The organism is Halomonas sp. 111 (assembly GCF_052379685.1).
GTDB classification, from domain to species: domain Bacteria; phylum Pseudomonadota; class Gammaproteobacteria; order Pseudomonadales; family Halomonadaceae; genus Vreelandella; species Vreelandella citrativorans.
In genome coordinates this window covers 86,159-100,779 of sequence record NZ_JBQSYV010000008.1, presented here as the reverse complement: position 1 = coordinate 100,779, position 14,621 = coordinate 86,159, and the positions used below count along the sequence as shown (strand labels likewise).

The following is a 14,621-nucleotide window of genomic DNA, read 5'->3' as shown; positions in this document are numbered from 1 at the left end:
AAACACAGTTATTTTCATTTATGAAGAATATGTGATCGTTTGCGATCTTTCAAGTTTGAAAACGAACATTGAGCGCCTATAAAAAAACCGGCTCCATCGTGGAGCCGGCTTATGGCAATCCTGTTGCCTGGATGTGTTATTCGACGTGGGCTTCCTCAGGATTAATTGGCGCTGCCTGCGTAGCATTATGGTTAATGAGCGTGCCTTTATTCTTTGCAAACGCATCGTAGGCAAAGTCATCGACCGTTAGCATCTCCAGCACGTTCTTTTCGAATTCGCGCATAAAGATCGTTTCTTCTTCACTAAGCAGGCCCTTCTCAAACGCTACCTCAACCCGAGCTTCAGGGTGAAGGGCCGTTTGAGGCAGCTCACCTTTGGCGTAGGCTTTGTTAACCGTGCGATAAATGGCTTCAGCACGGTCATAATCAACCAGCAGTGCGTTGTAGCGCGCCAATGGGTTGGGTTGTTCGCCGTCGTCAGTATCCCAGGTGTTGGAAAGCAGTTTGGTACGCAACGCAGTGTGGGTGGAAACCCGTTTAGCAATGTCGCGTGCCAAATCGTCATGGGGTTTATCCCAACGGCGGCCGGTTGGCATTACCACGGCGTTAAGCGCCCGGCCGAGTGCCCGATTAGGCAAATTGTCGAAAATCTCCACAAAGGCTTGCTCTGCACGATGTAGTAGGAAGCGGCAGCTGTAGTGAAGCAGGGCGTCTTCGCCTTCCACTTTGTCACCTGCTTGCCACTGTTTGAGCACCATGGATGCGAGATACAGGTTAGAGAGCACATCGCCCAAACGGGCAGAGAGCATTTCGCGTTTTTTCAGCGCGGAACCCAGGCTTGCCATGGCGGCATCCGCACATAGTCCAAAGCCTGCCGAGAGGCGGGCAATATCTTGCGCATAAGCCGCGGCTGGCCCGTCAAATGGCACGCGTTCTTTACCAAACCCTAGCCCCATGGTGAACGCACGTGCGGCGTTACCAAAAATCAGGCCCGCATGGCTGAAGAAGGCTTTATCAAACGCGTTGATGTCGTTGGCATCCTTGGCGGCCAACTCTTCCAGTACGTAGGGATGACAGCGGATCGCCCCTTGACCAAAGATCATCAGGTTACGCGTCATGATGTTGGCGCCTTCAACGGTAATCGCTACTGGGTTGGCGCTATAGCCAATACCTAAATAGTTACGTGGGCCCAATGTGACCGCTTTACCGCCATGCACATCCATCGCATCGCTTAACAAATCACGCTGGAACTCGGTCAGTTGGCTCTTCAAAATCGCCGAAGGAACCGCCGGTTTCTCACCATGATCAATCAGGTTAGCCGTTTGATAAACGGTTGCCTGGGAGATATAAGCCATCGCTGCCATACGTGCCAGCGGTTCTTGAACGCCTTCCATTTCGGCGACAGGCACGTTGAACTGACGACGAACACGCGTAAAGCCACCGCTCCAGCCCAGTGCGTAGCGGGCGGTGCCGGTCGCGCCGGAGGGCAGCGTGATACAACGACCAATCGATAGGCACTCAACCAGCATGCGCCAGCCTTGGCCAATCATCTCCTGCCCGCCGATGATGGTATCCAGCGGGACAAAGACATCCACACCTTTAATCGGGCCGTTCATAAACGGGCTGCCGATGGGGTGATGGCGGCGGCCAATGTCCATGCCTTTCGTATCGCGAGGAATGAGCGCTAAGGTAATGCCCCGGTCTTCTTCGTCACCCAACAGCTTTTCAGGGTCGAATAAACGGAAGGCTAAACCCACAACCGTGGCAATGGGAGCCAGCGTGATCCAGCGTTTTTCAAACGTCAGGCGCAGGCCTAGCGTCTCTTTTCCATTAATAATCTCTTTACACACTACGCCGGTATCAGGCAATGACGTTGCGTCAGAGCCCGCCCGCGGGCCTGTCAGGCCGAAGCAGGGGATTTCGCGGCCATCGGCCAAACGGGGCAGGTAGTGGTCTTTCTGTTCCTCAGTACCGTATTTAAGCAGCAGCTCGCCCGGGCCGAGGGAGTTGGGCACCCCAACGGTCACCATTAACGTTTCGTTGGCGGAGAGTTTTTGCAGTGCCATGGACTGGGCTTTTGCTGAGAAACCCAGGCCACCGTACTCCTTGGGAATAATCATCCCAAAGAAGCCTTCTTTTTTCAGGTAGTCCCATAACTGCTGGGGCAGGTCGGCACGCTCTTGAGCAATGTCCCATGCGTTACACATGCCAGCCGCTTTAGCGCACTGGATATCGAGAAAAGCCTGTTCATCTTCGCGCAGGCCTTCATCCTTGTAAGCCAGCAGCTTATTCCATTGTGGCTTACCGGAGAAAAGCTCCCCGTCCCAGGAAACGCTACCGGCTTCTAGCGCCGTGCGCTCGGTGGCGGAGACCTTTGGCGCGACCTTTTTGAAAACCTTAAAAATCCGCGGTGTCAGCCACTGTTTGCGCACTGCTTCAAGGCCCGTCACAGCAACGACCAGGGCAGCGATTAGCAGCAATACGCCTATAACGGCGGCGTCAAAGAGTAGGCCAACAAGCCCTAATATACCCAACAGTGTCAGGGCTGCTGGGGCGCCTGCTTCGCGGCGCATAACAATCAGCAGGCCAACCACGGCCAGGATAATCAGTAGTAGGGTGAGCATAGAACGTCTCCATGTATTATTAGGCACTGTCCAGTTCTGGTCTGCATTGCGCTTGGCTCAGAACGTTGATGTCTGATCCATCGATGCAGCCTTGCCGTCGTGTGTAACGCTTGAAGTGATGATTAGAACGCAAGCCATAGGCATTCGAACAGATGTTTGAATATTGGCAGACGTACGCTATCCCGCGCAAGTCGTTACGTCTTTTTATCCTGCTTATTAATAGTAGCTTAGTAAAAAAAAAGCCACGGCAGTTAGCCGTGGCGCTTGGATGAACGGGGATTCACGTGTGAAAACGTCATTCACCCATGTTGGGCAGGCGCGCCGTTAGCTACAAAATAGGTAACTTGCGCGCGAGGCAGCGGTTCGTGTCCACGGATGTGGTCGGCAATCTTTTCGGCCAGCATGATGGTTGGCGCATTCAGGTTGCCGGTAGGAATTAGAGGGAACAGTGAGGCGTCAACCACCCTTAAGCCTTCTACGCCATGAACGCGGCCCTGGCCATCTGTCACGGCCAGCGCATCGTCTCCCATACGGCAACTGCCACAGGGGTGATACGCCGTTTCCGCGTTTGCCTTAATAAACTGATCCAACGCTTCATCGCTTTGTACATCAGGCCCTGGGGAGATTTCACGGCCTCGGTACTTATCGAATGCGGGCTGTTCGATAATGTTACGCGTTAAGCGAATGGCATCACGGAACTCTTCCCAGTCTTTTTCATGCGCCATGTAGTTGAACAAAATACTGGGTGCCGCGTGCGGGTCTTTTGAGGCTAGCCGAATGCGGCCTCGGCTTTTGGAGCGCATCGAGCCCACGTGCGCTTGAAAGCCATGCGCTTGAACCGCGCTTTTGCCATTATAGCTAATCGCGATAGGTAAAAAGTGATACTGCAGGTTGGGCCACTCTTCCCCGTCACGGCTGCGAATAAACGCACACGCTTCAAACTGGTTGCTGGCGCCAATGCCCGTACCCTTGAGTAGCCACTCAGCGCCTATCATGGGCTGGTTGTACCATTTTAGAGCGGGGTAGAGCGAGATGGGTTCTTTACATGCGTACTGAATGTACATCTCTAAGTGGTCTTGCAGGTTTTCGCCGACACCCGGCAGGGCATGAACGGGCTTGATGCCTAGCGGCTCGAGCACTTCAGGATGGCCGATGCCCGAGCGCTGCAAAATTTGAGGTGACGCAATAGCACCACCACACAGCAGCACTTCCCGCTTGGCGCGGGCGGTCTGCTGTTGCCCTTTGCGCTCGTAGCGCACACCTACAGCGCGCTTGCCGTCAAACTCAATGATGTCGGTAACGGCGTGGGTTTCTATGGTCAGGTTGGTGCGCTGTTTGGCGGTGTCCAGGTAACCCCGGGCGGTAGAGGCGCGTCGCCCCTTGGGCGTAACGAACCGGTCCATGGGGCCAAAGCCTTCTTGCTGATAGCCGTTAACATCGTCTGTTTCCGGGTAACCTGCCTGTTTGCCTGCTTCAATAAAGATGCGATACAGCGGGTTGTTACCGTTTTTGGGAGTAGTGATGCTGACCGGACCGCTGCCACCGTGGTAGTCATTGGCCCCGGTGTCGCGGGTTTCTGACTTTTTAAAGTAGGGTAGGCAGCTTAAGTAATCCCAATCTTCCAAGCCTGGCTGTTGAGCCCAGTTATCGTAATCCAGTGCATTGCCGCGGATATAGCACATGCCATTAATCAACGAAGAACCGCCCAACCCTTTCCCGCGCCCGCACTCCATGCGACGGCCATCCATATGTGGTTCCGGGTCCGTTTCAAATGCCCAGTTGTAACGCTTTCCCTGAAGTGGAAAGGCGAGGGCTGCTGGCATTTGGGTACGAAAATCAAGCCGGTAGTCCGGCCCGCCGGCCTCTAACAAGAGAACGCGGACGTCGCTGTCTTCCGTTAAACGCATAGCCAGCACGCTTCCCGCTGAGCCCGCGCCGATAATAATGTAATCAAATTCATGCGGTTGCGGCATAGTTACACCTTGAGAGAGTAGAATAGCTGGCGTGTTTGCTGTTTCGCTTTAAAACACCGACTCAAAGGGGCCCATCTCGATTTGTACCGACTTGGTTTGGGTATAGTGGTTAAGCGTATCGATACCATTTTCACGGCCAATCCCCGACTCTTTATAACCGCCAACCGGCATTTCAGAAGGCGATTCACCCCACGTATTCATCCAGCAAATACCCGCTTCCAACTGATGAATAACGCGATGCGCCCGGTTTAAGCTTTCGCTAAATACGCCGGCTGCCAAGCCATACCGGGTGTCGTTGGCGCGACGAATGACGTCAGCTTCATCATCAAAGGCCAGCACCGACATCACCGGGCCGAAAATTTCTTCCTGCACAATGCGCATATCATCTGTGCAATCGGTAAATACGGTAGGTGCTGCCCAAGCGCCGTTGGCCCAGTCGCCGCTTTTCCACTCATCACCACCCACCAGCAGGCGGGCGCCTTGCTGTTTACCCAAGGCAATATAGGAAAGCACCTTTGCCTGGTGCTCAAAACTGACCAGAGGACCAAAATTAACGCCAGGATCCATAGGGTCGCCTGCTTTGATGCGCTCAACACGCTCCACCAGCTTGGCTTCAAATGCGTCTTTCACACTGCGTTCGATAAACACCCGCGTACCGTTGGTGCAAACTTGGCCACTGGAGTAGAAATTGGCCATCATGGCCGCATCGGCGGCGCGGTCCAGGTCCGCATCGGCAAAGATGATCAGCGGTGATTTTCCACCCAGTTCCATCGTGACGTCTTTAAGCGATGAGCTAGCGGCTGCGGCCATCACTTTTTTGCCGGTACCTGCTTCACCGGTAAACGACACTTTGGCAATGCTCGGGTGTGCCGTCAGCATCGCGCCTACGTCGCCATCACCTTGCACCACGTTGAAAACACCGTCTGGCAGGCCAGCTTCAGTAAAAATCTCAGCCAGTTTAATTGCGCTCAGCGGTGTCACTTCACTGGGTTTAAAGACAACGGCATTACCTGCCGCCAGCGCTGGCGCGGCTTTCCAGCAGGCGATTTGAAGGGGGTAGTTCCACGCGCCGATGGCGCCAATGACGCCCAGTGGCTCGCGGCGGGTATACACAAAGGAGCTTTCGCGCAGTGGAATTTGGCTGCCTTGAATAGCGGGGGCCAGCCCTGCGAAGTACTCAATCGCATCAGCGCCCGTCACGATGTCGACACTTGCTGTTTCGCTAATCGGCTTACCGGTGTTGCGGGTCTCGAGCGCTGCCAGCTCGTCATTGCGCTCACGCAGCAACGCAACCGCGCGCTGCATGATACGGGAGCGCTCCATGCCGGTCATGGCAGCCCATTCGCGCTGGCCACGCTGGGCCGCTTCAACGGCTGCGTCAACGTCCTGTTGGCTTGCTTGGCCAAGTGTCGCAAGCAGGCTGCCATCAAATGGGTTAGTAACGGTAAAAGTAGTACCTGACGTGGCAGCGACCGGGCGACCATCAATATAGAGAGGCTGTACATCTTGAGCGGACATGTTGATCTCCTTTATAACCTTAATGAGCGGGTGCTGAGTGTTGATATTTGTGATGGGCCAAGAGTTGATCAAGATAGTGGAGCGCTAGATGGCGGGCTTTGTCGGCATCAAGCCCTTCGGGTGTTAATGCACCGCGTAGCCATAAACCATCAATCATGGCGGCCAACCCACGGGCCGCATTGCGTGCCTCAACGTGGGGGAGCACGCGTCGAAACTGACAGCATAAATTGGCGTAAAGGCGTCTATCGTTCACATTCTGTAGGCGCTGAAGCATCGGCTTGTGCATGCTGCTGGCCCAAAAGGCAAGCCATGTTTTAGCCGCAGGGCCGGTCACTTGAGTGCGATCGAAGTTGCCTTCGATGATCGCGCTGATGTGCGCTTTAGGTGAGTCATCGTTCAACGCCCTGCGTCGCGCCGAAATAGCGTCACTAAGGTCAGTCAAGATCTGGCGCATAGTGGCTTCAAGAAGGCCATCTTTCCCGCCAAAGTAGTGACTGATGATGCCTGCAGAGACGCCCGCGTGACGGGCAATCCGCATAATGGTTGCTTCTGCCAACCCCACTTCGTCAATGGCCGCCATGGTGGCGTTGATTAACTGCTGGCGGCGTATCGGTTCCATTCCCAGCTTTGGCACAGCTGTCTCCTGATGACGTTGAATGCCTAACTTGAAACATACGGTTAGTCATGATTATCTGTATATCTTAGTAGTTGTTTATTGAACGTTCAATCAATAAACGCTGGTGCATGTTGCTGCGCTTGGCGTTAAAGGAATAAACATGCCCATTTACGTAAAATAGAAGGGGAGTTGTAATGAAACGTGTCCAGGTGGTGGGATTAAGCGCATTGGTATTGGGGGCTGCTATGCCCATGATGGCCCAAGCCGATGAGTGTTCGCGTGTGCGTTTTGCCGAAGTGGGCTGGACCGATATTACCGCGACGACGGCGTTGGCCAGCGAAGTGTTGGAGGCGCTAGGCTACACGCCAACCGTCGATACGGTGTCAGTGCCGATTGCCTATGCGGGCATGCGTAACAATGATTTTGATGTTTTTCTAGGCAACTGGATGCCCTCTATGGCGTCCATCAGCGACCCGTATATTGAGAGTGGCGATGTTGAGCGGTTAGTTGTCAATTTAGAAGGCGCCAAATACACGCTGGCCGTACCGCAATACGTGTACGATGCAGGTGTTACCTCTGTGAATGATTTGGCGGCTCACGCTGATCAATTTAACCATCGCGTGCATGGCATCGAGGCGGGTAACGATGGCAATGAGCTTATCCAGCAAATGATTGATGATAATGCCTACGACCTGGGCGATTGGCAGGTGGTGGATTCCAGTGAAGCAGGCATGCTTTCAGAGTTGACAACACGCGTCCCCAATGAAGAGTGGATGGTCTTTCTGGGGTGGGAGCCGCATCCCATGAATACCAACTTTGATATGGCCTACTTATCCGATGCGGATGATTACTTTGGACCTGATTTGGGTGGCGCCACGGTGCACACCAATACGCGCGCCGGGTTTGTCGAAGCGTGCTCGAACGTGGGTACACTACTTGGCAATATGACGTTTACGCTGGAAATGGAAAACCAGTTAATGGGCGCCATTATGAATGAGGGTGTCGACCCTCGCGTTGCCGCCAATCGTTATTTAAAAGAGCACGACGATTTATTAGCCGCGTGGCTTGAGGGTGTGACGACCTTGGATGGCGAGCCTGCACTGCCAGCAGTTCAGGCCGCTCTGTAAATTTGTCATTGTCTCATTGAAAGGTAAGCCTGTTTTCGGCTTGCCTTTTGTTTCGAGAATAGGCATAATCTGCACCCGCTGATGTCGGAAAGGCTACGTAGCTCAGTTGGTTAGAGCACATCACTCATAATGATGGGGTCCCCTGTTCAAATCAGGGCGTAGCCACCAAATCAGCGCCGCAGTACATGGATATTCAAGTGTATTGCTATGGTGGCCCCTTAGGTCCTCCCGCAACGCTATACTGCAAACCCCGCCAGGCCCGGAAGGGAGCAACGGTAGTGGTGGCTGCGTGTGCCGGGATGTGGCTTTTGGGGCCGCCTCCATTTCTGTCGTTTCCAGCCTGTTGTGACATAAATTCCAGCCAAAATGACATAATTTGCGGCTTATCGTGACATAACCTGTTTTTGTAGTAATCCTACGAAATGGGGTGCTGTCATGTTTAGCGCAAGCTCCGTCACCCTCGTGTAAAAAACCTCTACAAATTTGCTAGTTTTAAAACAAGCTGTACTCGCATTGTTGAGTCTTCCTTGACGGGTTGTGATCAGCACGCGTGCTATGACTACTGGGAACATGGCGATTAAGCAACTAAGCGAGTAGCGCCTTTATCTTATGCGATGGCATGCATTTTCTTATATCCATCCAAGGCTTTGAAGAACTCAGTAGCGGTGATGCCTAAGGCCAATGTGTGCTTGGGCTCAGGTAGCGAATAAATCATTGGTCTGTTAGCGACAAGCACGTCATTGTGCATGGACTCACGACGACTAGATGAATTGTTTTAGCATTGGTAGCCCCTGCCTGAGAGGTTTCTCCATGAAAGCACCCCAGTTAGAGATAAGCCAGCCTCCTGGCGCGCCACTCAGGTCAACTGACTATTCGTAGCCGTTGTCTCGGTGAGAGGGGGGCTAGAGCATAAGAGTGAGGGGAACCCCCAGGGAGGCGCCGGCAGAGGCTAGCTGCCTGGGCGCATTACTTGATGAGAGGCATTGCCAGGGTTTTCCTGAATGACGTTTTTCTACATAACAACGCTTCGAGCAGCAAGCCATTTCGCTTTGCAGCCAGTCTTCAGTGCCCAAGCGAGAACAATGATAAATCAATCACTACAATAAGGAGATACAGCGTATGGGCTTATTAAATAAACGGGCCTCGTCGACGTACGACGACAGCGATATGCAGACGGATTATGTTGTAGGGCAGGACAACATCCAGGGAAGTATGGGGCCCATCGGTTTTGACATTCATAACCGTGTCTTTGTCCTGTCCGCACTCGCCTCGTTGATTTTCATTGTGTTGACCCTGATGTTCCCGGCGCAGGCAGGGGAGCTGTTCCAATCTATCGTTGGCTTCTCGACGCGCACGCTGGACTGGTACTTCATGATTCTGGTGGATTTTTTCATTGTCTTCTGTCTGGCACTGATCGTGCTTCCCCATGGCAAAGTGAGACTAGGCGGCCCGGATGCCCGGCCGGAACACAGCTACCTGTCGTGGTTCGCTTTGTTGTTCACGGCGGGTATCGGGATCGCCTTGCTGTTCTTCAGCGTGCTGGAACCGGTTTATCATGCAAATGTGTCTTCGCCCTTAGGGACTCCTTCGCCCTTCGGTGCCGACGGTGCGCTAAATATGGCCGCGGTTGACGAAGCCTCGGCCATGGGGCTGGCGGGGACGTTTCTACACTGGGGGCTGCACGGCTGGGCCGTATACGCGGTGATGGCGCTTGCTCTGGCGATCTTTAGTTATAACAAGAAACTGCCGTTTTCTATTCGCTCGATCTTCTTTCCTATCCTGGGGGATCGCGTATGGGGCTGGTGGGGGCACTGGATCGATATCCTGGCGGTGTTTTCCACCCTGTTCGGCTTGGCCACGGCACTGGGCCTGGGAGCGCAGCAGGCCAACGCGGGACTGAATTTTGTTTTCGGTATGGCCATCAATACCACGACACAGGTCATTATCATTGCACTTGTCACTGCGGTGGCGCTGGTATCGGTGTGGCGCGGCCTGGAGGGGGGCGTAAAGCGACTCTCCGAGATCAACATGATCGCGGCCGTGATGTTCTTCTTCTTTGTGCTGTTCGCTGGCCCGACCCTGATGGCGATCAGCGGCATGTGGACGGGAATCACCCATTATGTGACGGAGCTCATTCCGCTCTCGGCGCCCTTTGGACGTGAAGATGACGCCTATCGTCAAGACTGGTCGGTGTTTTACTGGGCGTGGTGGGTCAGTTGGGCGCCTTTTGTCGGCATGTTTGTCGCGCGCGTGTCCAAGGGTCGTACGGTGCGTGAATTTCTGCTCTGCGTGCTGATCGTGCCAAGCCTTTTTATCTTTATCTGGATGGGGGTATTCGGCAGCATTGCACTGGATCAGCTTTATACCAATCCCGCCGCCAGTCTGGTCAAGGAGTACGTGATCGATAGCTACCGTCCCGAACTAGCCCTATTCGGCATGCTCAATGAGCTACCGCTGACGGGCTTGATGTCGAGCCTGGGGATCATTCTGGCGCTCACCTTCTTCGTGACGTCATCGGATTCCGGCTCTCTGGTGATCGATACCATCACCGCCGGAGGCAAGATCGAAGCGCCTCGGCCTCAGCGTATGTTCTGGGCGACGGTAGAGGGGTTGATTGCCATCGTGTTATTGATCGGTGGTGGATTGTCGGCGCTTCAAGCGGGTGTCACGGCGACGGCTATCCCATTTTCCATCTTGATGCTGCTGATGTGCTACTGCATCATCCGAGCGCTGAACGGCGAGCTGCGCCGCATGCGCAACGGAAAGTGACGTGTTGACCCCTTTGCCGGGCGCGATGTCCGGCTAGGAGGAGTTTTACTGTCCCACACGAAAGAAAAACGCCTGTACCCCAACAGGTACGGGCGTCCGCGTTGCTTGTGTAATCCCCCCGAAAATCCGATTCAGCTCAGATGAGGTGAGTCGCCATGAGCTTACTCGCCGCGGGGGTAGCGCTGGGCTTCTTCGACTTCGTTCAGATCCATGTGGTTACGCATGTAGCGCTCGCAAGCGTCCTGCAGCGGCTGATAGTCCCACGGATAGTAGTGGCCATTACGCAGGGCTTCGTAGACGATCAGACGCTGGGCCTGGGAGGCGCGCACGTCGGCATCGAAGGCTTTCATGTCCCACTGCTCGTGTACCTTGGTCTGATAGTCGGCCACTACCTCGGCGTAGTCGGGATGCACCGCAAGGTTGTGCTGCTCCAGCGGGTCGGCCTCCAGGTCGAATAGCTGTGGTGGGTCAATCTCGCAATAGTTGAATTTCCACTTGCCCTCGCGAATGGTCACAATCGGCGAATAGCTGGCCTCGGCGGCGTATTCCATGTACACCGGCGCGTCGCGCTTCTCGCCTCTGGTCAAGGGGAGCAGCGACTGGCCATCGGTATAGGGCGCGATCGAGGAAAGGTCAATGCCGACCAGGTCGGCGATGGTGGTATTGATATCGATGATCGATACGGGATCCTCGACATTGCGTGGTTCGATCCCCGGTGCAGACAGCATCAGCGGTACCCGCGACGAGCCTTCATAGGGGCTCATCTTGAACCACAGGCCCTTTTCGCCAAGCATATCGCCGTGGTCGGCACAGACCACGATAATCGTGTTGTCGAGCATGCGGGTGCGTTCGAGCACGTCTAGAATGCCGCCGATCTTGTCGTCGACATAGGAGATGTTGGCGAAATAGCCCTGGCGAGCGTTACGCACGTCTTGGCGCTGGATGTTGAACTTGGTGTAATCGTTGGCTTCGAAAATCCGCTGGGAATGCGGATCCAACTCTTCGAAAGGCACGGGCCCTTGCTGTGGCTCAAGATACTCGCAGTCGTTATATAAATCCCAGTATTGGCGACGTGCTACATAGGGGTCGTGCGGGTGAGTGAAACTGACGCACAGCGCCCAAGGCCGCTCGTCGTGACCGCGCGACAGGTCATATAGCCGCTGCTCGGCGTGAAACGCGACTTCGTCGTCGTATTCCATCTGATTGGAAATTTCAGCAACGCCAGCGCCTGTTACCGACCCCAGATTGTGGTACCACCAGTCGATACGTTCTCCGGGCTTGGTGTAGTCAGGTGTCCAGCCGAAATCAGCCGGGTAGACATCGGTGGTTAAGCGTTTCTCGAAACCGTGGAGCTGATCTGGGCCGACGAAGTGCATCTTTCCCGACAAGCAGGTGGAATAACCTGCGCGACGCAAATGATGCGCCCATGTCGGCACGCTTGAAGGAAATTCCGCTGCGTTGTCATATACCCCGGTGCGGCTCGGCAACTGGCTCGACATGAAGGCGGCCCGCCCCGGTGCGCAAAGATAGCTAGGTGTATAGGCATTGTTGAAATTGACCGAGCGTTTGGCCAGTTTCTTGAGGTTAGGCGCATGCAAGAAATCGGCGGGGCCATCCTTGAACAGTGTACCGTTGAGTTGGTCGGCCATTAACACCAGTACATTAGGTCTAGCCATATAGAAATCTCCCTGGCGAGTATTGTTGATATTCGAAGCTGCCAATAGACGCGACTTCAATCCCTTACAATGACGTGCCAGGAAGTAGTAAACCAATGATTTATTTGCCCCCTAAGCCCAAACTCACGTTGGCCTTAGGTATAAACGACGATTTAGCGGATAGTGTCTGTTACCGCCATCAACCTGGTTCTACTGTGCCCTATATTAATGCTACTGCTGTGTGATAATCATACGGCCTACCTGCCGGTTGGAGGCTGAGCGCTATGTGTTTCCATCGTTTTTAAGGTGAAGATAGAGTGGGTCGAACTCGCCAGCTTGCTGCAGCTTGTCCCAGTCAGGTATGGTCATCCGGCTTCTTTCGGTGATGATCAAGCCATCTGCGCGTAGTGCCTGAAAAACGCGGTTTACGTGGACGGGCGTCATTCCTGTCGCATCTGCTATTTCTGCTTGGGTCGTTGGCATATAGAACGTGTTCCCCTCAGTCAAGCCTACTGTCTTTAGGCGCACCATGAGTTCGCAGATAATATGCGCGATACGGGAGTAAGCCTCGCGTTGTCCAATATTTAACAGCCATTCACGGAAAATAGAGGCGTAGACAAGTGTCTCGCGCCAAAAGGCAGCAACAAGCCTGGGATAGCGCTCACAGAGTTGGTGCAGATCTTTATGCTGAATGAAGCCGAGCTTGCAGGGGCTGATAGAGGCAATATTAATATCTATTACTCTCAAGTGAAGGCTTTGCAGGTCGGGTATGTCGCCAGGAACATGCAGGGCCATGATCTGGCGCTTGCCTTCAATGGATACTTTGTTGACGCAGGTAAAGCCCTCAACCATCAAGCAGCACTGGTTTGGCTGATCGCCCACTTTAACAATGTCTTGATTGCTCTTGATTTCTTTTGTGTGGATCGGTAGCCCCATCAGTGCCTGCTTCTCTTCACTGGTAAGCGCAAAAATATTTTCTAATTTGCGGATCATGATGTGATTAGGCGAGAAGGGCGCTGTGGTCATGTTTGGCTCCGAGGTTTGCAGAAATAATGAAGCCTGATGCAACATTTTCTGCGCACTATGTGGTTTGGTAAGGCCAGTCTCAAGCATGCTCCACGTGAGGTGAAATAGCCAGGTTACGCGATTTATCGTATTGGATTTTATTTATTTGGAAGGAGACTTTAAAAAAAATTAAAGTTCTTTGGCAGGTATTTTCATTAGTGACGCTAGGCTGGTGTGTTGGCCCTGCAGCAAATCGGCCAGTGTATATTGATCCAGAACGCCCAAAAAGGCGTCTAGTGCATCGTTAAGGATAGGCTTTAAGCGGCATGCGGGGGTAATGACGCAGGCGCTATCGTCTCGAAAGCACTCGACGAGCGCCATTTCCTGCTCGGTATCTCTCACCAACGCCCCTAATCGAATGTGTTCGGGCGCCCGGTTTAGCCAAAGTCCGCCATGCTTGCCGCGGATGGCTTTGAGGTACTCTTTTTGATGTAGTTCCTGGACAATTTTCATCAAGTGATTGCGCGAGATCGAGAATGTCTCGGCAATTTCCGTGATTGTTGCGCGCTCTTCTCCCTTGGCTGCCAGGTAAATCAAAACGCGAATAGAGTAATCCGTGAAGCGGGTTAGGTGCATGGTTTGCCAAGTGTGGACCAAACACCGCATTGTACGGGGTTTAAAAAGGATGGGGAATATTCGGCTAGGGGCCGTGATAATAAAAGGAAGGTGTTTATGATAGAAAATGAGCGCTATTAATCATTTTTGCTCATCGTTAATGTCGTTAACATGGGGCAGAGTAATTGCCTGGTAGCCTGTATAGCATGGGTAGGGTGAATGGGGTGTTGTTAAAAAAGCGGATCAGGGAGGTCATATGAACTACGAAATAGTGCTTAAGCGCGTCTATTCTGCGTTTGAAGACGACGAGGGAGCACGCGTCCTGGTTGACCGTTTATGGCCACGTGGAAAAGAGCGTGCTTCGCTGGCGCTAACGGAGTGGTATCGCGATGCCGCGCCTTCATCATCTCTAAGGCGTGACTACCACCAGGACAAGATTAGTGAGGCTTCCTTTCAGACCCGCTACCGTTTGGAGTTAAAGGAGTCTGATGAGGCATTACTACCGCTGATGCGTTATGCCAGGCAAGGTAAGCTGACGTTATTAACGGCTTCACGTCAGTTGGACCATTCACATTTGCCCACTCTGCGTGAAGCGGTGCTGGACGCGCTGGATATAGAAGACCGAGCAGACCAAGCAGACCAAGAGTTAGCGTCCTCACCGTGTTACTTAAATAGCCGTTCTCAGGATAGTGAGTAGCGAAGGATGTTAATCACCGGGCT

General features: G+C 53.6%; 10 protein-coding genes, 1 tRNA gene and 1 other RNA gene. 5 read left to right on the top strand and 7 right to left on the bottom strand.

Annotation, left to right across the window (positions count from 1 at the left end; all coding sequences use genetic code 11):
- Nucleotides 1–136 precede the first annotated feature (136 nt).
- The 4 genes from ACT3T7_RS08015 to betI all read right to left on the bottom strand — a co-directional run bounded on the left by ACT3T7_RS08015 (nt 137) and on the right by betI (nt 6,748).
- Nucleotides 137–2,623, bottom strand: coding sequence for an acyl-CoA dehydrogenase (locus tag ACT3T7_RS08015; protein ID WP_444630610.1), 2,487 nt, complete (start codon nt 2,621–2,623; stop codon nt 137–139).
- A 299-nt stretch (nt 2,624–2,922) separates the two neighbouring features.
- The gene (betA, locus tag ACT3T7_RS08010) at nt 2,923–4,596 is read right to left on the bottom strand and encodes a choline dehydrogenase (RefSeq protein ID WP_444630609.1); all 1,674 of its coding nucleotides are present in this window, start codon (nt 4,594–4,596) and stop codon (nt 2,923–2,925) included.
- Nucleotides 4,597–4,644: 48 nt separating this feature from the next.
- Nucleotides 4,645–6,114: a betaine-aldehyde dehydrogenase gene (betB, locus tag ACT3T7_RS08005; protein ID WP_193056355.1), complete on the bottom strand. Its 1,470-nt coding sequence runs from the start codon at nt 6,112–6,114 to the stop codon at nt 4,645–4,647.
- Nucleotides 6,115–6,133: 19 nt separating this feature from the next.
- The gene (gene betI / locus ACT3T7_RS08000) at nt 6,134–6,748 is read right to left on the bottom strand and encodes a transcriptional regulator BetI (protein WP_193054377.1); all 615 of its coding nucleotides are present in this window, start codon (nt 6,746–6,748) and stop codon (nt 6,134–6,136) included.
- A 176-nt stretch (nt 6,749–6,924) separates the two neighbouring features.
- Between betI and ACT3T7_RS07995 the strand changes: the two genes are divergently transcribed.
- The 4 genes from ACT3T7_RS07995 (at nt 6,925) to ACT3T7_RS07980 (ending at nt 10,626) form a co-directional block, all read left to right on the top strand.
- Complete coding sequence (locus ACT3T7_RS07995) at nt 6,925–7,857, top strand: choline ABC transporter substrate-binding protein (RefSeq protein WP_444630608.1); 933 nt, start codon at nt 6,925–6,927, stop codon at nt 7,855–7,857.
- Nucleotides 7,858–7,948: 91 nt separating this feature from the next.
- Nucleotides 7,949–8,025, top strand: a tRNA-Met gene (locus tag ACT3T7_RS07990).
- Between the two features lie 49 nt (nt 8,026–8,074).
- Nucleotides 8,075–8,171: signal recognition particle sRNA small type (gene ffs / locus ACT3T7_RS07985), an RNA gene on the top strand.
- Nucleotides 8,172–8,976: 805 nt separating this feature from the next.
- The gene (locus tag ACT3T7_RS07980) at nt 8,977–10,626 is read left to right on the top strand and encodes a BCCT family transporter (protein ID WP_444630607.1); all 1,650 of its coding nucleotides are present in this window, start codon (nt 8,977–8,979) and stop codon (nt 10,624–10,626) included.
- Nucleotides 10,627–10,787: 161 nt separating this feature from the next.
- Here the strand turns inward: ACT3T7_RS07980 and betC are convergent, their stop codons facing one another.
- The 3 genes from betC to ACT3T7_RS07965 form a co-directional block, all read right to left on the bottom strand.
- Complete coding sequence (gene betC, locus ACT3T7_RS07975) at nt 10,788–12,302, bottom strand: choline-sulfatase (RefSeq protein WP_444630606.1); 1,515 nt, start codon at nt 12,300–12,302, stop codon at nt 10,788–10,790.
- Nucleotides 12,303–12,563: 261 nt separating this feature from the next.
- A complete protein-coding gene (locus tag ACT3T7_RS07970; protein ID WP_193054374.1) occupies nt 12,564–13,307 on the bottom strand; it encodes a Crp/Fnr family transcriptional regulator in 744 nt (247 codons plus the stop codon).
- 168 nt (nt 13,308–13,475) lie between these two features.
- A complete protein-coding gene (locus ACT3T7_RS07965) occupies nt 13,476–13,922 on the bottom strand; it encodes an Rrf2 family transcriptional regulator (RefSeq protein WP_444630605.1) in 447 nt (148 codons plus the stop codon).
- A gap of 235 nt (nt 13,923–14,157) precedes the next feature.
- On the opposite strand from ACT3T7_RS07965, the gene ACT3T7_RS07960 reads away from it, so the two are divergent.
- Nucleotides 14,158–14,598: a DUF488 domain-containing protein gene (locus tag ACT3T7_RS07960; protein ID WP_444630604.1), complete on the top strand. Its 441-nt coding sequence runs from the start codon at nt 14,158–14,160 to the stop codon at nt 14,596–14,598.
- Nucleotides 14,599–14,621 lie beyond the last annotated feature (23 nt).

What these genes read in the sequence shown, in the direction of transcription:
- ACT3T7_RS08015 (WP_444630610.1), bottom strand. Translation starts at nt 2,623, where the DNA reads ATGCTCACCCTACTACTGATTATCCTGGCCGTGGTTGGCCTGCTGATT.
- ACT3T7_RS07965 (WP_444630605.1), bottom strand. Translation starts at nt 13,922, where the DNA reads ATGCACCTAACCCGCTTCACGGATTACTCTATTCGCGTTTTGATTTAC.
- ACT3T7_RS07980 (WP_444630607.1), top strand. Translation starts at nt 8,977, where the DNA reads ATGGGCTTATTAAATAAACGGGCCTCGTCGACGTACGACGACAGCGAT.
- betB (WP_193056355.1), bottom strand. Translation starts at nt 6,114, where the DNA reads ATGTCCGCTCAAGATGTACAGCCTCTCTATATTGATGGTCGCCCGGTC.
- ACT3T7_RS07960 (WP_444630604.1), top strand. Translation starts at nt 14,158, where the DNA reads ATGAACTACGAAATAGTGCTTAAGCGCGTCTATTCTGCGTTTGAAGAC.
- betC (WP_444630606.1), bottom strand. Translation starts at nt 12,302, where the DNA reads ATGGCTAGACCTAATGTACTGGTGTTAATGGCCGACCAACTCAACGGT.
- ACT3T7_RS07970 (WP_193054374.1), bottom strand. Translation starts at nt 13,307, where the DNA reads ATGACCACAGCGCCCTTCTCGCCTAATCACATCATGATCCGCAAATTA.
- betA (WP_444630609.1), bottom strand. Translation starts at nt 4,596, where the DNA reads ATGCCGCAACCGCATGAATTTGATTACATTATTATCGGCGCGGGCTCA.
- ACT3T7_RS07995 (WP_444630608.1), top strand. Translation starts at nt 6,925, where the DNA reads ATGAAACGTGTCCAGGTGGTGGGATTAAGCGCATTGGTATTGGGGGCT.